The organism is Candidatus Acetatifactor stercoripullorum (assembly GCF_944382095.1).
Taxonomy (GTDB): domain Bacteria; phylum Bacillota; class Clostridia; order Lachnospirales; family Lachnospiraceae; genus Acetatifactor; species Acetatifactor stercoripullorum.
On the sequence record NZ_CALWMU010000007.1, the window covers coordinates 65,183 to 87,960 of the forward strand.

Consider the following 22,778-nt stretch of genomic DNA (forward strand, 5'->3'; position numbering starts at 1 on the left):
GGCAGAGAGGTATAGAGATGACAATATCCGTATGTATGGGTCTTTACAATGGAGAGGAATATATTAAAGAGCAGCTGCAATCTATTCTTTATCAGACAAGGCGGCCAGATGAGGTAATCCTCTGTGACGACGGTTCTGCGGACTGCACAGTTGAGCTTGTACGTGATTTTATAAATAACAACCGATTGGAAAAGAAGTGGAAGCTGTATGTAAACGAGAAAAATAAGGGGTATCCCGCAAATTTTTACGACGCCATGGAGTTGTGTGACTGTGACATTGTATTTCTCTCAGATCAGGACGACGTCTGGGCCAAAGAGAAGCTGGAGCGGATGCTTCAGGGTATGGAGAGCCATCCTGGGGCTAAAGCGGTATGCTGTAAATTTGGATTGATTGATGCAAAGGGGGAACAGATCCATACAATAATGCAGCCTGCAAAGAGTAAGGGCAGCAGCACTTGGAAGCGCGTTACTGTGGAGGATGTTTTTTACAAATGTGAATGGCCGGGAATGGTGGTTGCCTATCGGAATGAATGGTACCGCAGCCGTAAGGAGAGAAAAAAGCTTTCGGTTCCTCATGATTTTTTTGTCTGTGCGGCAGCGGCTGAGGAGGAAGGATTTTGGCAGCTGGATGAGGAGCTTGCCTGGCACAGAAGGCACGAAAGCAATGCAGGCGGCGAAGAGCACAGATTGAAGAAGCTTCTGAATAAGGAGCGGAAGCTGAGAGAAATAGAGGAATATTTGAGAATTTTAGAGGCATTTGAAGGGGAAGGAGCACTGAAAACTAAGAGAGGCAGGAAAGCCCTTAGTGAAAAGCGGATTTCCATGGAGGGAAGATACGAGGCCTTAAAGTCGGGAAAGATTGGAAGGGTTTTGAAAAATGCCAGGGAGAACCGGGGAAATGTGAGGCTTGCAACGCTGGTTTGTGATTTGATGATTGTGAGGCAGAGGGGATAAAGCTTATATGCTTTAAACACAAAGATAGAATATTGCCATCAAAGATAATGTGTGGTATGGTATTTTTGCGAGATACCGATGATAGGGGAGGCACAAACAATGAGATATTTATCTCAAATGCGGCTTGTGTCTCGCGGTATATTGCACTTTTCTAAGCTATTAATTTCCTGAATGGAGTCAGGTAAAAGCCAGAAGGATTATTTTTCATTGGTGAAAATTAGCTGATATTTCGCTAAGGGAAGAGGCCATCTCCAAAACATCGGGGAGAATGGCAGTTATCTACAAGTTTTTCAGACGGTAGGGTTACATGGGACTTGGAATGTTTTAAAAATATAAGGTATTGATCTGCGTATAGGCGTGTTTATTTGGCAGACACTAATTAAGATACTATTTTCGGTTTAAGGAGTTTTTAATGTTACAGAGAATCAAAGAAATATTTGCTTATAAAGATATGATATATAGTTTAGTACGCCGGGAGCTAAGAGGCCGCTATAAGGGCTCCGTTTTAGGGTTTCTATGGACATATATAAATCCTCTTTGCCAAATAATTGTTTATTCTGCAGTTTTTTCCGTTATCTTTAAGGTTAACATAGAGAAATTCTATCTCTATTTGACCATTGGGATGATGCCTTGGGTTTTCTTTAATACTTCAATACAGGGAGGAAGCACATGTATTAGAGCTCAGGCTGATATGGTAAAGAAGATTTATTTTCCACGTGAAGTAATACCTATTTCTTATGTTACCAGTGCGTTTGTTAATATGCTGCTGAGTTTTATTATAGTGTTCGGAGTTATTCTTTTGTCTGGCTGGGGAATTAGTGTGAGTGTTCTTCCTTATTTGCCTTTGATTATGATTATTGAGTATTTATTAGCACTGGGCATTGCTTTTGTTGTGTCTGCAGTAACAGTATATTTTCGCGATTTAGAACAGATTGTTGGTGTACTTATGATGGCATGGATTTATTTGACTCCTATTATGTATGATATGGATTATATTCCGGAACAACTGAGATCTCTGTTCTATATCAATCCGATGACTCCCATTATTATTGCATATCATGATATTTTGTATTATCGTGTTGCGCCAACCACACAGTGCTTGCTACAGTCTGGATTAACTAGCCTGTTTTTTTTGGTTTTGGGGTTTGGGCTATTCCGGAGATTGGATCGCAATTTCGCTGAAGAATTGTAGAGAAAGGCAATGCTAATATGAATACACAGGAAATTGTTATAGATGTTAAAGACGTAAAAAAGGAATTTAAGTCATACATGGACAAAGCATTCTCTTTTAAGGAGCGTTTTGTAAATCCATCCCGAAACAAGCATGAGAATGTCAAGGTACTCAAGGGGATTAGCTTTCAAGTGTATCGGGGAGAGGCTGTCGGTATCATTGGCAAGAATGGATGCGGCAAGAGTACTGCATTAAAACTTCTTACAAGGATTCTTTATCCAAATGAAGGTAGTATCAATATCAAAGGCCGGGTATCAAGCTTGATTGAACTGGGTGCAGGCTTTCATCCAGATATGACGGGAAGAGAGAATATTTATACAAATGCGTCAATTTTCGGCATTACTAGAAAGGAAGTAGACCGACGTTTGACTGATATCATACGTTTTTCTGAACTAGAGGAATTTATTGACCAACCGGTTAGAACTTATTCTTCCGGCATGTATATGAGACTTGCTTTTGCTGTAGCCATCAATGTAGATGCAGATATTTTGCTGATTGATGAGATTCTGGCAGTAGGTGATTCTGCATTCCAGAAAAAATGCTTCGAGAAGCTAAAAGAGATAAAGTCCAATGGAACTACTATTGTGATTGTATCCCATTCTATGGATCAAATGTATCGGATATGCGACAGATTGATTTGGATTGAAGACGGACTGATTAAAGAAGAAGGAGCCCCCAGAATCATTGGTGAGGAATACTTGGCTGCCATGGAGGGCAGACGTCTGGACCGTATTGAAATAGAGAATAAACAGAAGAGAGAAGAACTGGAACAGAAAATCAGAGAAGAGCAGGAAAGGCTGCGCATTGAGCAGGAAAAAGAGCAAAAGCGTCAAGAAGAAAAGAAATTAAAAGAAGAAGAACGCAAACGAAAGGAAGAAGCGGAAAAAAGGCGCAGGGAAGAACTGGCCGAGATGCAGCGGAAGCAGAAGGAAATAGAAATCAATGAAACAGCTAAGGCATTGACTCCATTTTGTAGACCTGGAGCAAGACGTCAGGGAACATGGGTTGTAAAGTATGACCGTGTAAGGTTGATGAATCGAAATGGAGAAGAAACGGTCAGCTTCCAGATTGGCGAAGATATTATTGTTGAGATGGACTATTCTGGAAAAGCAGGAGAGGATGTTAATTTCATTATTGGGATTACGAGACTGGATGGGGTATTTTGCTATGGCTCAACGGTCAGGTTGGATTGCAAAAAAATGTTAAAGTCACAAGATAAGGGGACGGTAAAATTCACAGCCAAGAATATTTTGATGCAAGGAAAGTACGTTTTGGATGTCCGCATTAGAGCAGAAGATGAAAGCTTTATTGATAATATATATAGTTTGATTGAATTTGAATCAGTAACGGAAAATGTAACGGATGCTGGTGTAATGATTATGGAACATGAATGGATTGTTGATGGCAAAAAAATACCTATAAATAAGCAACTTGCAGGAGAATAGGATGATACTGAAGGAGCAAGAAAATAAAAAGGTGTATTCTGACGGAGATGAAACAGAGAGAAAGATGCTGGAGATTGCCCAGAAATATCCAGAAGATTTATCTCAGGATTATATTGCACATGATAGTTCTTATACACTGAATAATACTTTTTCATCAGTCAGAGAAAATATTTTGAATTGGTACTCTTTTAAGAAAAATGCTACCATTTTAGAAATTGGTGCAGGTATGGGGGCTATCACAGGCATGCTTTGTAATCATGCGGAACGCGTGACAGCTATAGAGATGAATCAACTTAGAGCGGAGGTAATTCGAGCTCGTTACAGAGATAGGAGAAATCTCACAGTTATCAGTGAGAATATTAATGATTGGGAAAGTGATGAGCTTTTTGATTATGCTGTCTTTATTGGAGTCATTGAGTATGCAGCTGTTTTTTCTGATAGTAGCACACCATATGATGATTTTTTACTGAGTATAAAGAAACGGCTCAAAAGGGATGGTAAAATCTTATTTGCTATTGAAAACAGGTTCGGCCTGAAATACTGGCTGGGAGCTGCAGAAGATCATTTGCAGATTCCTTTTGCGGGTATAAGTGGATATAAGGGAGCACGTACTCCTAGAACCTTTTCAAAAAAAGAATTGGAAGAGTTACTTAAAAAGGTTGGATTCCGGTATCAACGATTTTATAGTGTGTTGCCAGATTATAAATTTCCGGAATTGGTTTTTGCTGACGATTATAAGCCGGACTACATGAATTTAAAAAAGATTTCATTTGTGTATGCGAAGAACAGCAGTTTAATAACAGATGAAAAAGAGCTATATAGAGATATTATAGAGAATGATGTATTTCCATTTTTTGCAAATTCATTTTTGGTAGAAGCCTCCCAAGAAGAATTAGATGCAAAGTATGTGACTCATGTTTCTGCAAAGGGGGAAGTGTACAAAGAATACCGTGTGAGTACGGTTATTTATAATGATGGTGAAGTGTGTAAAGTACCAATGCATGCAGAGGCGAAGAGCCATATTAACAGTATTGTTGAGAATACGCAATACTTAGAAAAAAGAGGCGTTCATGTTTTACCCATAGAAAGAGTGGAAAGCAGGATTTCTAGCAGAAAGTATGTGGGAAAAGGCGCACAGGTCGTATTTAAAGATGCGCTGGACAGAAATGACGTAGAAACAATAAAGCATCTCATTGACAGCTTAAAAGAAAATCTTTTACGTAGTAGTGATACTGTAAACTATAATATCAATAATATTATCGTAAAAGAAGGCTTGCAAGATGAGGGTGTAGACTATGGAATAATCTTGAAAAAAGCTTTTGTTGACATGACGTTTTACAACGCTTTTTGGCATGAGGAAAACTTGATTTTTTATGATCAGGAATGGTGTTTTGAGAGAGTTCCTTTGAATTTCTGCCTATATTATTCTTTGAAGAGTGCTTACCAAAAGGCAGACTGCCGCACTACAGTTAAATTACAGGGGTTGTATGCGTATGCTGGCATAAAACAAGATGAAATAGCGGCGTATGATAGATTGGAAGAATATATTTGGTCGAATGTTTTGTATCGACAGACAGATTTTTACGGCGCTGACGGATATTGCAATCGTTATTGTGAAGACATGCTTCTGGAAAAACAAAAGGAGGCTGCTGAAATAGCACGGAAGAAGCTCGCAGATGAGTTACATCAGGTACAGGAGACGAATCGGGAAAAGAATTCTTATATTGAGCAATTAGAAAAGCAGATAGAAAGGCTCCAAAATAATAATCGACAATTGATTGAGGATCAAATTAGGAATGCTGAAGAAGATGTTAGACAAAAAGAAGGATTAATGCAAACCATCCGCAACAAAGAAGGTCATATAGAACAGCTTCTTGAAGTAGAGCGCGAGTATGAGCGCGAAAAAAATTCCAAGACATATAAACTGGCACTGAAGTTTAGAAAGTTCAGTCTATTTTTGATGCCAGTAAACAGCAAGCGCAGATTTTTGATAAAAGTATTGGTAAAATCTGTTCGGCATCCGATTTTGACATTAAAAATGTTGAATCCCAGGAGACTTAAAAACTGCTTTACCATCTTAAGAACTGAAGGCGTAGAAAGTGCTCAGAATCATTATAATTTAGTGGAGGAATATGAGAAATCAAGAAATGTACCATTAAATAATGAGAATCTGAAAGTAGAACGGGTAGCGGAAAAAGAGAAGGAGCTTAATGAATATGCCAAGCTGAATTTCCCAGTTGTTGATGCGCCACAGGTATCAATCATTATTCCTGCCTATAATCAATTTGATTATACCTACCACTGTCTGGAATCCATTCTGAAAAACAGCGGTGAGTGTACTTATGAGATTCTATTAGCAAATGATTGTTCCACTGATTTGACTGTACGTATAGAAGAAATCATTGAAGGAATTCGAGTGATCACCAATGAATCCAATATGAGATTCTTGTTGAATTGCAATAACGCTGCAAAGCTGGCTAAAGGAAAATATATTTTATTTTTGAATAATGATACGCAGGTACAGGAAAATTGGTTGTTACCATTAGTGGAGTTAATGGAGAAAGATGCCACAATTGGAATGATTGGTTCTAAACTGTTATATGCTGACGGATATCTGCAAGAAGCTGGTGGAATCATGTGGAAGGATGCATCTGCATGGAACTATGGAAACCGTCAGAATCCCAATGATTCAGAGTTTAACTATGTGAGAGAAGTAGACTATATTTCTGGAGCTGCCATCATGATTAGAACCTCTTTATGGAGGGAAATAGGAGGCTTTGATGAACGTTTTGTGCCGGCGTATTGTGAAGATTCCGACCTGGCATTTGAAGTGCGTAGGCATGGTTACAAGGTGGTATACCAGCCGCAGTCTGTTGTAGTACATTTTGAAGGTATTTCTAACGGAACGGATGTAAATGCGGGCCAGAAGAAATATCAGGTGGATAACCAAAAAAAATTTCATGAGAAGTGGAAGGAAGAGTTGGAGAAAAACCATTTCGAAAATGGTACAAACGTGTTTCTTGCAAGGGATCGGAGTAAGGATAAGAAGCATGTTTTGTTTATTGATCACTATGTTCCACAGTACGACAAGGATGCGGGAAGCAAGACAACATTTATGTATTTGAAGATGCTGGTATCAAAGGGATATCATATTACGTTTCTTGGCGACAATTTCTATCAGCATGAACCTTATACTACAGAATTACAGCAAATGGGTATTTTGGTACTATATGGCCCTAAATATGCGGAAAATTGGAAGAAATGGCTGAAAGAAAATATAAATTACTTTGATATTTTTTATTTAAATCGTCCTCATATTTCAGTTAAATACATTGATTTTATCAAGGAAAATGCAAAAGGAAAGATAATATATTATGGGCATGATTTGCATTTCTTGAGAATTAGAAGAGAGTATGAATTGAATGGGGAACAAAAGCAATTGGAGGAGTCAAACCAATGGCTTGAGAAGGAATTGTATCTGATGCGCAAGGCGGATATGAACTATTATCCGTCCGTCGTGGAAGAAAAAGCAATTCATGAAATTGATGCCAGTATACCTGTAAAAGCAATTACCGCATATGTGTATGAGCAATTTAAGAATATTGCATATCAGTTTGACAAGCGAGAAGGACTTTTGTTTGTAGGGGGGTTTGGACATGACCCTAATTTAGACGCTGTGTTGTGGTTCTTGGATAAGATATATCCTGAAGTCTATAAGAGAACTAAAGCTCCTTTTTATATTGTAGGCTCTAAGGCGCCTGAGCAAATTACAAACATTAAATCGGAAGGTGTGATTGTAAAAGGTTTTGTTTCGGAAGAAGAACTGCAGAGGCTTTATCAAACCAGTCGGCTGGCAGTTGTTCCATTGCGATATGGTGCGGGCGTAAAAGGAAAAGTAGTGGAAGCCTTATATTATGGAATCCCGGTTGTCACCACATCAGTTGGAGCAGAGGGAATTGAGGGAATTGAAAATATTGCAGTGATAGAGGATAAGCCGCAAGAATTGGTTGAGGCTATCTGCAATGTTTATACCGATGAAGAGCAACTGAAAGAGATGTCTGAGAAGAGCCAGAAATATGTACGCGAGAAATTCAGCACTGATGCAGTATGGAATATCATTCAAGAAGATTTTGAGTAGATAGAGGGAGAGCACAATGATTATAACTCAGACACCGTTTAGGATGTCATTTTTTGGAGGAGGGACGGATTTCCCGGGCTTTTATCAAGAACATGGCGGAGCGGTTATCTCTACCACTTTTGATAAGTATTGCTATGTAAATGTAAGGCATTTACCCAGATTTTTTGACTATTCTACAGAGCTTTCTTATGCAAAGACAGAGCGTGTAACCAGGATAGAGGATATAGAGCATCCAGCTATCAGGGAAGCGATGAAACTGCTTGATATGCATGAAATCCGTTTGACCTATGAGGCAGATCTGCCAGCGCGTTCTGGTCTGGGTACCAGCAGTTCTTTTGCGGTTGGAATGCTCAATGCTTTCTATGCTTTGAAAGGTAAATATGCGGATAAGAGAAAACTGGCAGACGAAGCAATCTATCTGGAAAGAGTGCTTTGTAATGAAAGTGGAGGAGTGCAGGATCAGATTGCAGCGTCCTTTGGTGGTTTTAATAGAATAAACTTTGATGCGGAAGGTTATACAGTAAATCCTGTAATCATCGCTCCTCAACGCAAAGAGGATTTAAATAGGAAGTTGATGTTGTTTTTTACTGGATTTTCCAGATTTTCTTCTGATATTCAAGTAGAAGCGACCAGAAATCTCAAGAGTAAACAAGCGCAGCTTTTGGAAATGCTGTCATTGGTAGACGATGCGGAGAAAGTTCTGACTTCCCAATGCGATTTAAATGAATTTGGACGTTTATTAGATTATACGTGGAAGCTGAAAAGAGGAATCACATCCAAGGTGTCAACGGATTCTATAGATGCTGTTTATGAGAAAGCGATAGAAGCTGGGGCAATTGGTGGAAAGCTGCTTGGAGCTGGTGGTGGAGGTTTTTTATTGTTTTATGTGGAAATGGAAAAACAGGATAAGGTGCGTGAAGCGTTAGAAAAGTTATTATATGTGCCTTTTGAATTTGAAACGGCTGGGACCAGAGTGATTCATTATACTCCGGAAAGTTATGAACCAAGAAAATAGGGAGAAATAAAATGTCACAGCAGAAAACAATTTTATTTGAGCTATTAGAAAGATATCCACAATTAGGAACCTGTAAGGAACAAATACGTGCTGCATATGAAATTATGAAGGAGTCTTTTGTGGGTGGCGGAAAGCTGCTGGTAGCAGGAAACGGTGGCAGCGCCGCAGACTCTGAGCACATAGTGGGAGAGCTTATGAAGGGGTTCGTGAAACAGAGACCTCTTACAGATATGGAGAAGAAGAATATTCTGTCTGTAGATGAGAAAATGGGAGCCGACTTGTGTAAAGACTTACAGCAGGCACTTCCTGCCATTGCATTGACAGGGCATCCGGCATTGAGTACGGCATATCTGAATGATGTGGACGGCACATTGGGATTTGCGCAGCAGGTAAATGGTTATGGGACAGACAGAGATGTTTTTTGGGGAATTACCACATCAGGTAATTCTCAGAATATTTTAAGTGCTGCAATCGTTGCCAAAGCAAAAGGCATGAAAGTGATAGCATTAACCGGCAGAGATGGAGGAAAAATCAAGGCGCTTTCAGACGTGGCAATTATTGTTCCAGAAAAGGAAACCTTCAAGATTCAAGAACTTCACTTGCCGGTATATCATGCGTTATGTTTGATGCTGGAAGACTTCTTCTTTGAAACGTAGGCTTAAATTGTGTGGAAAAATGAGCGTAGTCCGGGAGGAAATATTATGCAGGCTGTTATTATGGCGGGAGGAAAAGGAACACGGATTGCTTCTGTGGCAAGTGACATTCCGAAACCAATGATAGAAATTTGTGGTAAGCCTATCTTGCAGCATCAGATTGAATGTTTAAGGGAACAGGGCATTACTGATATTATTTTGGTCATTGGGCACATAGGGTATGTAATTAAAGGATATTTTCAAGATGGACAGAAGTATGGCGTGTCTATTCGATACATTGAAGAGAAAGAACCGCTTGGAACGGCGGGGGCTCTATATTATTTAAAAGATATTATTGAGGATGACTTTTTGCTCTTGAATGGTGATATCATTTTTGACGTTGATTTTGATAGATTTATGAGATTTCACAAAGAGAAAAAAGGTGCGGCAACTATCTTTACGCATCCAAACAATCATCCATATGACAGTGGGATTGTGGAAACGGATTCGGAAGGATTTGTTGTGAAATGGCTGAATAAAGAGGACAAAAGAACGTATTACAAAAACCGTGTAAATGCAGGACTGCATATTCTGTCCCCGGATGTGCTGGATATGTTTCAGGAAGTAAAAAAGACGGATTTAGACAGGGATATTCTGAAGGTGTTGTTAAAAGAACACCGTTTGGTTGCGTATGATTCTCCTGAATATGTGAAGGACATGGGGACTCCTGATAGATATGAGATGGTAACGCGCGATGTGGAGAGTGGACTGGTTCATGCAAAGAATTTGAAAAATAAGCAGAAGGCTGTTTTTTTGGACAGGGACGGAACAATTAATGTTTATAAGGGATTTATTACCAGGGCTGATGACTTGGAATTGATTCCGGGAGTCGCAGAAATTATCAGAAAAATCAATGCAAGTGGATATTTGGCTATTGTTATCACTAATCAGCCTGTAATAGCCCGCGGTGAATGTACTTTGGAAGAATTAGAGCTTATTCACCGAAAGCTAGAGACTTTGTTAGGAGAAGAAGGGGCTTATATAGACGATTTGTTCTATTGCCCTCACCATCCGGATAAAGGCTTTGAAGGTGAAAGACCTGAGTACAAGATTGAGTGTGATTGTAGAAAACCCAAACCAGGTCTAATATATCAAGCTGCTGAAAAGTATAACATTGATTTGTCGGCATCTTATATGGTTGGAGATGATGAGCGAGATATGGAAGCAGGGAGAAATGCCGGGTGCAGAGTAATCAGAACAAAGCAAAATGCGGCATTTGAGTTAGATGAAGAATAACGTAAAGAAAGGTAAAAACTTAAATTTGTGAAATGTGATTTAGTATGTTCTTGATTATGGACGTTAAATCCATTATTTTGAAATAAATTTATCGCTTCAGCTTTCTGCAGAAGTGAATTGTTCTGTACAGTTTATCTTGACAGAAAATCAATTTGTCAGTAGTATAGTTATTGCGTAAAACGAATTAATGGTGTTAAAGAATTAAAATAATTTTGAGAAAAGGAATCTTTCATACTGCAAAAAGGATATGCGAGTAGGAACTGAAAATCCAAAAAGAGTTGTTCTCTGATGCAGTTATAAGTGGCTTATTGGATGTGAAGGGCGCTTACACTCCTTTTTATTTTATAAAAATTGAGACTCCAAAGTGAAAAAGGAATAAGAATTTACTAAACATGGTAAGTGGCAAGATTACTGTTCAGCCTGTCAATTTAGGAAATGGTGACTATGGGACATTCAAGAACGTGCCTAATATACTTTATAAGAGTTTGGGAACCACATATAGGAGGGGATAGATACAGAAGCAGAAATGACCTCCCCATTTTCTCTGTAATAGTGGGATTTTACCTTTTTAAAAGTTGATTCATTCATAGTTGCAGCTCATTGAGTAAAGCACGGAAGAAAGAGTTGCGAAGCAAAATATAGTTACATTAACATTTCATCAGGAAACGCTGTCCCCATAACCGTGCCTAAAAGAGGGGATAAATGCGTAAATTTCCTTTTTAGTTCCGATCGAAGTTGTGAAACACAGTTATAAGACATGGAGTAAAACCTATGGGTGGAATTACTCTGCTTGAAAAATAAGTAGGAATTGGAATCAAAAAGGAGAGAAGCTTATTATGAAGAAAATGATATAAGAAATTCCTAATTCCCTTTATAAGTGATAGGGTTAAGAATGAAGTGCTGAAGGCATTTTTGAGACAATTTTTAGGCATCGATATTAACATTAGTAAACACCTTTTATAAAGTAGAAGCAATGAAAGGAAGGATTTTATGGAAACTAGTGAAAAGGATTTGCTTAATAAAAATATAGTTATTAGAAACAAGTCTGTGATTTGGCGCATAATTGTTTTTTTATCAATAATAGCATTTACTTTTATTTATTATCCTAACAATAGTTGGGAAGTGTTAATGGGTGATGATTTAACGGCAGTAAGTAATTATGTGGAAGAGGGATTATGGGGAGTGTTGTTTAATCCTATAAATGCACAGATGGGAAAAGTTCGCCCGGTTTCAACGATTTTGCTTTATCTGAGCTATTTATTATGTGGATTGGATTTCAGCAAATATTATTTATTAAATAGATTGATGTTGGCAGGAGGTGCATTTTTGGTTGCACATATATCTTATAGATTAGGTGTAAATAAAATAGGTGCTTTTCTTGTTTCAATTCTACTCATTTCCACACCATTCTCATCATATGCAGTTTGGCAAATGATAGGTATTTGCGAAACATTATCTTTGGTTTTGAGCATTGTTTTTTTGTTTTTAGTAATAAAAATATCAGAAGGAAGTGAAAGACAGAATATAAGAAAAAATGTATTGCTATGTTTTGCCGTATTTACGGCAATCATTTTCAATGCAGAAAGATTTATGTATTTAATTGTGCTTTTTGTTTTTGCGATGGCAATAAATAGGGCAATAGCTTTAAAAGAAAAGGTTATATATACAATAATTATGAGCACTCCGATTATTGCAAGAACACTTTTTATAAATTTATCGGGGGGTACAAGTTTAAATACAGGAAGAGGAGAGGTTGATTCCCTTATTGGCGATATGACTGCTTATGCTATCAGAGGCGCTGTGAATATGTATGGTTTTTCAATAGGCGACCAATGGCATGGAGGATTTGATTTTTTCTCCCTCCCTACGTATATATTGATTATTGCTTCTTGCTTTTTGCTTACTTCAATAGGGATATTTTTTTGGGCTTTAAGCAATTACATTAAGGAAAAAAATAAAAGCGCACTTACTATTTTAATTATTTTTTTAATGTCTTATTCAAGCTTATTTAGCTATGCTTTGGTTGGAGAAACACATGGGGAAGATCGTTTTCTCTGGATATCGTATGTAAGTGTATGTTTAGGAATGCTTTTGTACTTTTCAAAGACTATTCAAAACAAAAAGTGTTTATATGGTGTGCTGGCTCTTAACTTTTTTTTGGTGTTAATGAATGGTTATTATGTTAAAAACAAAGTACATGTGCATTATAGATACTCTCAGGAAATGGCTCAGACATGTTTTGAAAATGTTTCCACGTTGGTTGAAGAGAAACCGGTAGAAAATATTTGTTGCATAAAACCTGGCGATTATAATTGGGTTTTTTGCGGAAACATTTTCTTTAGATATTATATTGACAAAAGTGTAAATGTATATTATTACAATACGTGGGACGAGGTGGATATAAATTTATTGACAGGAAATACGATTATTGTATATCCAGATGAAAATCATCCAATTCCATACGGAACGGAAGCATGTTGGATTGAAGATTTCCAACCAAATTAGTGTTTGGATGGGTAGCGTTCCTTTATAACTTATATTTTATGGATAAGTGAAGAAATTGTTAGACTTGTTTGAAATTTTGATTAAAACAAGAAAGAAGGCATTTCTTATTAGTTTTATATGCTATATTCATTGAAGGGCGTTTGCTTTTTAATGACAAAAATAACTATTTATGTGTTTTGTGGTGTTTTGCAAACCCTTAACTCATATTTAAAAATGGAGTATGATTATGGCAATTAGACAAGTAATAAAAAAAAACCTAATTTTTTTTATTGAATTTATTATATTTTTCACATGGCTAGTATTAATCCCTCCGGTAGGTGATAGATATATAGAAGGAGATATAATATACGAAATAGAATCGTCTTTGCGTTATATATTTGGTCAAATAAGGTGGTACTGCTTAGCAAATGGTAGAGTTTTAAGTAATTTTTTTAGTTTTATTGTTGATGGGAATATATATATAAGAGCCTTGGTAGACAGTTTGCTTATAACAAGTTGCTCTGTGCTGATTTATAAAATAGGTGTTTCTTTAAACGAAGCAGACGAGTGCTTTACGAGAGTATTTTCTGCATTAAGTGTGTTTTTGGTTGCGTGGGACATTAGGAATGAAGTTTATTTTTATGCAACTACTTTATATGTCACATCGTATTTTTTGGTGCTTGGAGTATTATATTTAGTAAAAAAGAACGAAGAGAGAAATTTGACTCTTGCAGAATTAAAGTATTTGTATATTATGGTATTTTTTGGGGGAGTATGGATAGAGAATAGCTCTATAGCATTGCTGGGCTTATTCGGCAGTTTGCTGTTATATAGGTATATAAAGTATAAGAAAGTTGAAAAAATATATTTGAAATGTTTACTGACTGCTTGCTTTGGCTTTGTCTTTATGTTGGCTAGTAGTTTGTTTGCGAGAGGGGGGAGATTAAACAATAGTGCAGCTATTGCTAATATTCAAATTAGAAATGTTTATAGAAATATTATAGAAATATTAGTTGATAATAACGCTATATTATTATGTCTATCAGTAATTTTCTTATTGGTTATTTGGATAAATAAAGAAAAGATTAAAGGATTTATTTTGTGGTTTTCTGCTTGGCTGGTATCATGCGTTTATTCAGTAATTATATTTCTAAGACAAATATATGTAATTATAAATACTGACTTAAGTGAAAGCACTAATGTACAACTAATTATAGGGTGGGAAAAATTTCAAAGTGATGTATTAGATGATTTCTTTACTTATTTTGATTTGTTATATAAGTATACGATACCATTCTTACTTCTATTAATTTTGGTTTCCTTAGTTTATGTGTTTTTTATCTTGGAGAGAACTGGAGAGTTGTTGGCGCTACTGCTAATGATTTTGTTGTCTGGTTTAATACACATATTGAATATAAATGTAGGCGCTAGAATTTATTCATTGGCAATTTATTTGCTAATTGCTTTATGTGCCATTCTGATGTCGCAGATAAAGAATGGAATGGCTGTGGTCTCAAATAAATTAAAGAAGACTTTAATGATATTTTTTGTTTTAACAACAATTTTTGTAATAGATTTGGATTCTTTTTTTGTAAAAAGGCAGGTGGATGTTGAAAAGGAACGTCTTGAAATTGCAAAAGTCATACGAGAAAGGCAATTGTTAGGAGAGTGGGATTTCAATCAAATTGTAAATTTCCCCGAGTTCACTAAAGATGCAATGGGAAGAAGAATGTTAATAGAGCTAGAAGATGGTTCAAGCAGAGTAAACCCTAGCAATAATGATGTTTATTATAAATTTATGCTACAACATTATAAATTAGATGAAAAAACAAAAATTTTATTTAATAATAAAGATGCTTATATTTTAATTTCAAAAGAAAAAAATTCCGACGGCTGGGTTAATCTCAAATTAATATCTGCGAATGATTATAATGATGTCAGATATTGTTATGTTATTCAAAAAGATGGAGAATTGTGTGTATATGAAGATCATTTAAAAGAAGCACAATTATCTGTAGCCATGGATATGGACGAGATAAATGAGTATACGTATTTGTTATATATAATGGATAATGAAGGGAATATAATAGACATAATATCAGATTATTCTTGTTGGTATTAATGTCTTGCCATGAGGGATATATTTACAAGGTTCACTAGAGATTTCAAAATTACGATATGTAAATTAATGCCAAGGAAATAGATGACTACTAGTAACCTTCGAAACGTGCCTAAGCATTGTTTACTTATAAGATTATAATATGTTTCAACTCAGCAATTTTACTGCCTTCATAGGTATTTCATAGCACTATAGCAGAAGTAAAGTAAAATGGATATAACATTAAAGGGATTCTCATATGCTTGAAGAAGCTGATGAGATTTTGCAGGCGATTCATGCTTGCAGTGCAGTTGATTTAAGGAAGAAGGATTCATGAAATGAGTACGAGCGTATTTTGTGCTGAAATAGGATACAATTAAATTTAAATGGGAGGTTCTGAAGATAATATGCAAATAATGAAGTACGTTTTTCAACAACATGGCGACGAAAGAGGACAACTTGTAGCGCTTGAAGAGTTTAATGATATCCCATTTGAAATTAAAAGAGTATATTATATGTATGATACAGGAGAAGGGGTAAGAAGAGGGTTCCACGCACATAAAAAACTGAAACAAATATTGATTTGTATTCATGGATCATGCAAGATTCTGTTGGACAATGGAGCTGAAAAGAAGATAATACCTCTTGAAAAGCCCTATGAGGGGGTTTATGTTTCTAATGATATGTGGAGAGAGATGTATGATTTTTCCCCAGATGCAGTTTTGATGGTATTGGCTTCTGAATACTATGATGAAGCTGATTATATTAGAGACTATGATGAGTTTTTAAAATATGTTGGAAAGAAGGAGACCAGCTATGAAAAGTCAAGCATAAATTAGCAAAAAATTCTTTTTTCGTATCGATGGTAAAAAAGGGTAACTTTAATAAAGCTCCCGGGTGGGTGCATTTTTTCAAATCTATCGATATTGGTATACAGACCTCTTACTCGAGGTTAAATGCTACATTGTCAGTGAGCATCTTCCAGATGACCCTGACTAGCTTGCCGGCACAATGCCCAAGTGCATTGTAGTGTGTCCGGCCTTCTGCCCTCTTGGCATCATAATAAGCCTTGAAGGTTGCGTTGTTTCTAACAACGTTCCAAGCTGCATTGACAAGAGCGTATCTTAGAACGCGGGAGCCGCGTTTGGACATATGGGTTGTTTTAGCCTGAAAGTTACCAGACTGATAAACAGACGGATCCAAACCAGCAAATGCAAGCAGCTTATTCGGATTGGAGAAACGGTGAATATCACCTATTTCACCAAGAATCATTCCACCATTGATGTATCCGATACCAGGAATGGTCATGATGACAGAATCGTTGTATTTCATGATGTCCGTCATCTCAGCTTCAATCTTTTCTAATTGGCTATCCAGTAACTCGATTTGTTGAATGGTTTGAGTTATCTGAATAGATATAGCGCTGTCGTTTGCACCGACAGACTTCTGTGCCAGAACTCTTAATTCTTTGGCCTGCTCTTTGGTAAAGTGTCCGTGTGAGTTCACTTTGAGCAGATTTGCCAGATGAGTCATATGCATGGAAGCAATCTCTTTAGGAGAAGGTGCTTCTTTTAACAAAGCATAGACAGCGTGCTGATGCAGACCGGATTTAAAGAAGTATTGAATTTCCGGGAATACCTGATCAACATAGGTTGTCAGTTGGATTTTTAAGCGGGTTCTCTGCTTTATGGTTTTCTGCCGAAAGCGTCCCAAAGCCTTAAGATCCATCATATCTAAATCAAAGAAACTGACGAATCTGAGGTTATCCTGCATCATAAGAGTTTTAGCAATTATATATGTGTCGACCTTATCTGTCTTGGTTTTGCGAATGTTGTTCTTTCGCATCTGACAGGTTTTAATGGGGTTCAACACACACACTTGGTAAAGCTCAGTAACAAGGTATCGAACAAGGTTGTCACCGTAGTGTGCCGTTGACTCAAGACCGATGATGATGCTGTTCTTGTCGAATGATTCGAGCTTAGAGACCAGCAGTTGGAAGCCATCAGCGTCGTTTGTGAATTTGAACGGCTCAAGAATTATTTCACCGTCGGAAGAAATCGCAGCGGCGAAATGGTTGAGTTTGGCAATATCAATGCCAACAAAAATTTTCATGAGGTTGTACCTCCCTTTCATAAAGTCTGATACCATGATATCCACCATCGATTATCATTGTAGACTTGATAGAAATAAGTACTCTGAGTGAAAAACACTCCGGCAACATCCAGCTGATAAACAATTCAGATAAAGGTAGCGGCAATACACTCCAGTCGAGTAGTCAAGCTACAGAATAAGAATCAAAAGTCCATAGTATCTGAATTGTATTGAACCACGATATTAAAAAGAAAGGAACGTGTGATAATTAACTTCCTAATTATCATACAAGAAATAATATGAATGTTCCATTTGTGTCCTTTGAAACAATGCACAAAGCTATTGAAACTGATATCTTTGAGAAATTTCAGGAGGTTTATCGTAACAATATTTTTATTAAAGGTAATGAACTGGAAAAATTCGAAAAAAATTTTGCTAAATATTGTGGAAATAAATATTGTGTAGGCTGTGCCACAGGGCTCGATGCTTTATTTTTAATTATGAAGAGCTATGGATTTGGTGAAGGTGATGAAGTCATAGTGCCTGCAAATACATTTATTGCAACAGCTCTAGCAGTGTCCTATGTGGGTGCAAAACCTGTTTTGGTCGAACCGGATGAAGAAACATATACAATTAATACGTCATTAATCGAAGATAAAATTACAAATAAAACCAAGGCAATAATTGCGGTTCACCTGTATGGAAGATGTGCAGATATGGATCCGATACTTGAAATCGCAAAGAAATATGATTTAAAAGTAATTGAAGATGCTGCACAAGCTCATGGAGCAAAGTATAAAGGGAAAAGGGCTGGAAGTTTGGGAGACGCTGCTGGTTTTAGCTTTTACCCAGGGAAAAACTTAGGCGCTCTTGGAGATGGAGGCGCTGTTGTTACCGCTGACGAGAAATTGGCAGACAAAGTGAGAACATTAGCTAATTATGGCTCAAAGATTAAATATCACCATATTTACCAAGGCAATAATTCAAGATTGGATGAGATACAGGCGGCTTTTTTAAATGTAAAGCTTTCAAAGCTTGATATGTGGAATGCTTATAGAAAACGCGTTGCAAATGATTATTATTCTAAAATAAATAATCCTATTATCAAATTGCCAAAGATATCTGATGAGATTTTCGATTGTGTATGGCATGTGTTCGTTGTCAGAACTCATAAAAGAGATAAATTGGTAAGTTATCTTAATGAAAAAGGGATAGGTACTACTATTCATTATCCGATTCCTATTCACAAACAAGAAGCATATAAAGGCCTTACGGATGAAACATATCCTATAGCTGAAAGCTGTGCGAATGAAATAGTCAGCATTCCAATGTATTATGGAATTACAGATGAACAAGTAAAATATGTTATAGATGCACTTAACGATTTTAGCTAGGAGTCAAAAAATGAAAAAGTTATATTTTTTTATTGGTACAGAAGCTGAGTTAATGAAAATGTTTCGTGTTATTCAAGAAGCGAAACAGAGAGGATATGAATGCAGCATTATATCTAATGGTCAGAATGATATTAAGAATAGTTACTATTTGGGTTTAGTCGGTGGGAATATAGATGTTGACTTGACTGAAAAGATGCCTGACCAAAAAACAGCCACTAACTACCTAAAATGGTTTATTAAAACGGAACGTTTAGGTGTTAAGGTTATGAAACAGGAGAAGGCTAGGAATAGAGAGATCATTATGATTGTTCATGGTGATACATTGTCAACATTAATGGGGGCAAGAATAGCTCGTAAGTGTGATATTGAATATATGCATGTGGAGAGTGGACTGAGATCATTTAATTGGTTTTCTCCTTTCCCGGAGGAAATTGATCGATATTTTTCGTCAAAAAATTCTGTAATAAATTTTTGCCAAAAGGCAGAAGCAGCAGAATATGCCGCAAAAACATTTAAAGGACGTGCGGTGAACACTATTTATAATACAGGAATTGAAATTCTTTATAATGCATTGGATGTGATTGATAAAGAAGAAAGAAAAAGCCCACTTAGTGAAAAATATTTTTTGACAGCGATTCATAGACAAGAGAACCTTATGGATGGGAAATTCATGAGAAACACTTTTGCAAAAATTTTTGAAATGTCAGAGACTATGAAATGCGTCTTCATTTATCATGTTCAGACAAAAAATGCACTCATAAAATTTGGCTTATGGGATAAATTTGAAGATTGTAAAAATATAATAAAAATTCCACGTCAGGACTATGTATCTTTTATCAATTATGTTATTCACAGTGAATTTGTAATGGCAGATGGATGTGGAAATCAGCAAGAATTTTATTATTTGGGACAACCTTATTTGATAATGAGAACGGAGGTTGAAGAAGACTCAGAGGGGCTTGGCTGGAACGCATTTTGCTTCAAAGGTGATTATTCGAAAATCTCAGAATTTGCGGATAATTATATGGCTTACAAGAAACCCAGAGTTATTCCGGATAAATTGCCAAGTAATATTATAATGGATGCTATTGATGAGTATTGCGGAAGAAGGGGATAGTAGTTGAGGCTGAGAGAGTTAAGATTTGATGATGCTCCTTTTATGTTGGAGTGGATGCATGATGAATTAGTAACAGGTTTTTTGAGAACGGATTTTGCTTCAAAATCTTTGGATGATTGCATAGATTTTATTTCTAAAGCGGTAAATGGCGAAAATATGAATTTGGCAGTTGTGGATGAAAATGATGAGTATATGGGAACTGTTAGTTTAAAGCATATATATCAAAAGTCTGCTGAATTTGCTATTATTATGAGAAGTAAAGCGATGGGAAAAGGTATTGCTTCTGATGCAATGAAGGAAATTATTCGTATTGCATTTGAACAAGAAAATATTAAATATGTGTATTGGTGTGTATCTCCCGAAAACAAGCGTGCAGTGAGATTTTATGAAAAGAACGGATATTTAAGGGATGATGCGGCTAAAAGAATGATTCGGGGGGAATATTCAGAAGAAGAGATAGCTAAATACATTTGGTATTTAAAAAGGAAAGAAGAATTAAGCTAATAGAATAAAATATTATTATTTAAATCTATGGATAAACATTTTGGGCGAGGATAATTAATGAGTATTTTTCAGGGTTAAAAAAGTGTTTAGTGGAAAATTGGAATCAAAATGCTTGCAAAAGTAATTAGATATGTAAAAAAGATTCATGTACGATGGAAATCAATGATGCGTAGAATGGAGGAGTAAGGAAGTGGGAAAAAAAATAAGTGTTGTTGTGCCATGCTATAATGAAGAAGCTGTTTTGGAAATTTTTTACCATGAAATTACTAAAGTTCTGCAAAATGAAATGCAATGTGAAAATTATGAGGTTATTTTTGTGAATGATGGTTCAAGAGATAAGACTCAAGATATTATAGTAAAACTGTCTGCAGAAGATTCTCATATTGAATTTGTATCACTTTCAAGAAATTTTGGCAAAGAAAGTGCGATGTATGCGGGATTAAAATATGCAGAAGGTGATTATACAATTATTATGGATGCTGATTTGCAGCATCCTCCTAAATATATCCCTGAAATGTATAAAAAAATGCAAACTGGAATGTTTGATATGATTGCAACAAGACGTAAGAACAGGGGAAATGAATCGAAGATTAGAGCGTTTTGTAGCGAGTGTTTTTATAAGTTTATGAATAAAATATCTGGTATAAACATGGGCGATAATGCCATGGATTATAGAATGTTTAGTAAGAAGGCAAAAAATGCGATTGTTAATATGACTGAATACAATCGCTTTTCAAAAGGAATTTTTGAATGGATAGGGTTTAGAACTTATTGGTTTGAAATTGAAATTGACGATAGAGCAGCAGGAGAGTCGAAATGGTCTTTTAGAAAGTTACTGGCTTATTCTATTGAGGGTTGTGTTGCTTTTTCAACTATTCCATTATATTTGTCATCAATTATGGGATTGATATTTTGCGCGATTGCATGTGTTATGATTATTGCTATGATTGTTGAAGCAATAGTATTTGGAGTATCAGGAACGGGATATGCAACGATGATTTGTTTGATGTTATTAATTGGAGGTATTCAACTGTTTTGTATAGGTATTCTAGGGCAGTATTTGGCTAAAGATTATTTGGAAAATAAAAAGAGACCAATTTTCCTTGTACAGGATACTAGTAAGGATTATATAGAATAGATATGGAGAAGAAAGATACGCAATTGCTTCGAGCAAGCACAATATTATTTGTTTTAAACATAACAGCAAGTGCCCTTAATTATTTATGTCAATTAGTATTAGCAAGAGTGCTTTCTGTAGAGTCGTATGGAACTGTCAATACAATATTTTCTTTTATGATGATTGTTGCTGTGCCAGGAACAACATTAACAATGGTTGTCGCAAAATACTATGCAAGTGGTTGTGGTAAAGAAGGTAAAAGGCAATATTTAGTGAAGCAACTGAAGGTTGTGCTGATTCTGACAGTTGTAGTTTTTTTTCTTCTTTGCATTGGAAAAAATTTTTGGGGAAAAATTTTATCAATAAATGATACATTTGTTTTGATGATGGCATTTATATTGGCAGCATTAGGTTTTTTTCAACCGCTATATTCAGGAGTTTTTTCGGGAAATAAGCGATTTATTTTAGTAGGTATATATTCAATGTTTATACCTCTATATAAACTTGTTGCAGTAGGCGGCGCATACATTAGCACCCAAAATGATAATTATAGGCTATATATGGTACTTTTAATAATGCTGGGAGGTGTTATAGTAACAGCATTATATGGGCAATATGAATCAAAAAAAATTGTAAAAAAATATGGAACCGAGTTAGGTAAAGAAAGACTTTATTCGTTTGAAGATTTAAAGACTTTAATTTTGAATATAAGTTTAATGCTTTATATGAATATAGATTTATTATCTGTCAGATATTTAGGAAATGAAACAGAAAGTGGTTTGTATAGTTCTGCATTATTATTTGGAAGAATAATATATTACTTTGCAACAACATTAGGTACCATTTTATTGCCTTCAGTAGCAGATATGTCAATTGACGAAAAAGGAAGACGTAAAACTTTAAATAGAGCATTGTCTTCGATGATTATTTTTGCTTTAATATGCATGTTACCAATTAATATCTTTAAAAATTTTTTTATTGGAATATTATATGGGGCAGATTATCTGCCAGCAGCTAAGTATGTTATTTATGTAAGTATTATCTCTATCTCGCTAAGTGTATGTACAATAATGGTTAATTATGTGGTTGGCATAGCAAGAACAAAGAATGCCACAAGGATTATGTGTGTTATGGATGTGCTACTTGTAATTGCCGTTTTTATTGCGGATAGTGTTAAAAATAGTCTCATAGCAATTTGTGCAATCGGAATAATAGGAGCGATTACAATATATATTGCGGAATATAGAGAGAAAACAAAATAGA

16 protein-coding genes are annotated in these 22,778 nt (G+C 36.0%); 15 read left to right on the plus strand and 1 reads right to left on the minus strand.

The features are described from left to right. The first annotated feature begins 17 nt into the window (after positions 1–17). From SHK35_RS03545 to SHK35_RS03590, 10 genes are all read left to right on the plus strand, one after another. On the plus strand, positions 18–953 hold the full coding sequence (locus SHK35_RS03545; RefSeq protein WP_318708599.1) for a glycosyltransferase: 936 nt from the start codon (positions 18–20) through the stop codon (positions 951–953). A gap of 412 nt (positions 954–1,365) precedes the next feature. Then, positions 1,366–2,145, plus strand: a complete 780-nt coding sequence (locus tag SHK35_RS03550; protein WP_318708601.1) for an ABC transporter permease — start codon at positions 1,366–1,368, stop codon at positions 2,143–2,145. Between the two features lie 17 nt (positions 2,146–2,162). Then, positions 2,163–3,629, plus strand: coding sequence for an ABC transporter ATP-binding protein (locus SHK35_RS03555; protein ID WP_318708602.1), 1,467 nt, complete (start codon positions 2,163–2,165; stop codon positions 3,627–3,629). A gap of 1 nt (position 3,630) precedes the next feature. Next, positions 3,631–7,767 (plus strand): glycosyltransferase, encoded by a 4,137-nt coding sequence (locus SHK35_RS03560; RefSeq protein WP_318708604.1) that lies wholly within the window; start codon positions 3,631–3,633, stop codon positions 7,765–7,767. 16 nt (positions 7,768–7,783) lie between these two features. Continuing rightward, positions 7,784–8,782 (plus strand): GHMP family kinase ATP-binding protein, encoded by a 999-nt coding sequence (locus SHK35_RS03565; protein WP_318708605.1) that lies wholly within the window; start codon positions 7,784–7,786, stop codon positions 8,780–8,782. A gap of 11 nt (positions 8,783–8,793) precedes the next feature. Beyond that, positions 8,794–9,438 (plus strand): D-sedoheptulose-7-phosphate isomerase, encoded by a 645-nt coding sequence (locus SHK35_RS03570; RefSeq protein ID WP_318708607.1) that lies wholly within the window; start codon positions 8,794–8,796, stop codon positions 9,436–9,438. Between the two features lie 45 nt (positions 9,439–9,483). Then, complete coding sequence (locus tag SHK35_RS03575) at positions 9,484–10,710, plus strand: HAD-IIIA family hydrolase (RefSeq protein WP_318708609.1); 1,227 nt, start codon at positions 9,484–9,486, stop codon at positions 10,708–10,710. Between the two features lie 990 nt (positions 10,711–11,700). Continuing rightward, positions 11,701–13,215, plus strand: a complete 1,515-nt coding sequence (locus SHK35_RS03580) for a hypothetical protein (RefSeq protein WP_318708612.1) — start codon at positions 11,701–11,703, stop codon at positions 13,213–13,215. A gap of 226 nt (positions 13,216–13,441) precedes the next feature. Beyond that, on the plus strand, positions 13,442–15,316 hold the full coding sequence (locus tag SHK35_RS03585) for a DUF6056 family protein (RefSeq protein ID WP_318708615.1): 1,875 nt from the start codon (positions 13,442–13,444) through the stop codon (positions 15,314–15,316). 362 nt (positions 15,317–15,678) lie between these two features. Continuing rightward, complete coding sequence (locus tag SHK35_RS03590) at positions 15,679–16,131, plus strand: FdtA/QdtA family cupin domain-containing protein (RefSeq protein WP_330638165.1); 453 nt, start codon at positions 15,679–15,681, stop codon at positions 16,129–16,131. 103 nt (positions 16,132–16,234) lie between these two features. On the opposite strand, the gene SHK35_RS03595 is transcribed toward SHK35_RS03590, so the two are convergent. After that, complete coding sequence (locus SHK35_RS03595; protein WP_318708617.1) at positions 16,235–17,404, minus strand: IS110 family transposase; 1,170 nt, start codon at positions 17,402–17,404, stop codon at positions 16,235–16,237. Positions 17,405–17,682: 278 nt separating this feature from the next. On the opposite strand from SHK35_RS03595, the gene SHK35_RS03600 reads away from it, so the two are divergent. The 5 genes from SHK35_RS03600 (at position 17,683) to SHK35_RS03620 (ending at position 22,777) form a co-directional block, all read left to right on the plus strand. Further along, on the plus strand, positions 17,683–18,777 hold the full coding sequence (locus SHK35_RS03600) for a DegT/DnrJ/EryC1/StrS family aminotransferase (protein WP_318708618.1): 1,095 nt from the start codon (positions 17,683–17,685) through the stop codon (positions 18,775–18,777). A gap of 10 nt (positions 18,778–18,787) precedes the next feature. Next, positions 18,788–19,894 carry a UDP-N-acetylglucosamine 2-epimerase gene (locus SHK35_RS03605; RefSeq protein WP_318708619.1) on the plus strand — a complete coding sequence of 369 codons (1,107 nt, stop codon included), beginning with the start codon at positions 18,788–18,790 and terminating at the stop codon, positions 19,892–19,894. 3 nt (positions 19,895–19,897) lie between these two features. After that, positions 19,898–20,398 (plus strand): GNAT family N-acetyltransferase, encoded by a 501-nt coding sequence (locus SHK35_RS03610; RefSeq protein ID WP_318708620.1) that lies wholly within the window; start codon positions 19,898–19,900, stop codon positions 20,396–20,398. A gap of 190 nt (positions 20,399–20,588) precedes the next feature. Continuing rightward, entirely contained in the window at positions 20,589–21,536 is a 948-nt protein-coding gene (locus tag SHK35_RS03615; protein WP_318708622.1) for a glycosyltransferase family 2 protein, read from the plus strand. A 2-nt stretch (positions 21,537–21,538) separates the two neighbouring features. Next, the gene (locus tag SHK35_RS03620) at positions 21,539–22,777 is read left to right on the plus strand and encodes a hypothetical protein (protein ID WP_318708623.1); all 1,239 of its coding nucleotides are present in this window, start codon (positions 21,539–21,541) and stop codon (positions 22,775–22,777) included. Position 22,778: the final 1 nt, after the last annotated feature.

What these genes read in the sequence shown, in the direction of transcription:
- SHK35_RS03545 (WP_318708599.1), top strand. Translation starts at nt 18, where the DNA reads ATGACAATATCCGTATGTATGGGTCTTTACAATGGAGAGGAATATATT.
- SHK35_RS03550 (WP_318708601.1), top strand. Translation starts at nt 1,366, where the DNA reads ATGTTACAGAGAATCAAAGAAATATTTGCTTATAAAGATATGATATAT.
- SHK35_RS03555 (WP_318708602.1), top strand. Translation starts at nt 2,163, where the DNA reads ATGAATACACAGGAAATTGTTATAGATGTTAAAGACGTAAAAAAGGAA.
- SHK35_RS03560 (WP_318708604.1), top strand. Translation starts at nt 3,631, where the DNA reads ATGATACTGAAGGAGCAAGAAAATAAAAAGGTGTATTCTGACGGAGAT.
- SHK35_RS03565 (WP_318708605.1), top strand. Translation starts at nt 7,784, where the DNA reads ATGATTATAACTCAGACACCGTTTAGGATGTCATTTTTTGGAGGAGGG.
- SHK35_RS03570 (WP_318708607.1), top strand. Translation starts at nt 8,794, where the DNA reads ATGTCACAGCAGAAAACAATTTTATTTGAGCTATTAGAAAGATATCCA.
- SHK35_RS03575 (WP_318708609.1), top strand. Translation starts at nt 9,484, where the DNA reads ATGCAGGCTGTTATTATGGCGGGAGGAAAAGGAACACGGATTGCTTCT.
- SHK35_RS03580 (WP_318708612.1), top strand. Translation starts at nt 11,701, where the DNA reads ATGGAAACTAGTGAAAAGGATTTGCTTAATAAAAATATAGTTATTAGA.
- SHK35_RS03585 (WP_318708615.1), top strand. Translation starts at nt 13,442, where the DNA reads ATGGCAATTAGACAAGTAATAAAAAAAAACCTAATTTTTTTTATTGAA.
- SHK35_RS03590 (WP_330638165.1), top strand. Translation starts at nt 15,679, where the DNA reads ATGGGAGGTTCTGAAGATAATATGCAAATAATGAAGTACGTTTTTCAA.
- SHK35_RS03595 (WP_318708617.1), bottom strand. Translation starts at nt 17,404, where the DNA reads ATGAAAATTTTTGTTGGCATTGATATTGCCAAACTCAACCATTTCGCC.
- SHK35_RS03600 (WP_318708618.1), top strand. Translation starts at nt 17,683, where the DNA reads ATGAATGTTCCATTTGTGTCCTTTGAAACAATGCACAAAGCTATTGAA.
- SHK35_RS03605 (WP_318708619.1), top strand. Translation starts at nt 18,788, where the DNA reads ATGAAAAAGTTATATTTTTTTATTGGTACAGAAGCTGAGTTAATGAAA.
- SHK35_RS03620 (WP_318708623.1), top strand. Translation starts at nt 21,539, where the DNA reads ATGGAGAAGAAAGATACGCAATTGCTTCGAGCAAGCACAATATTATTT.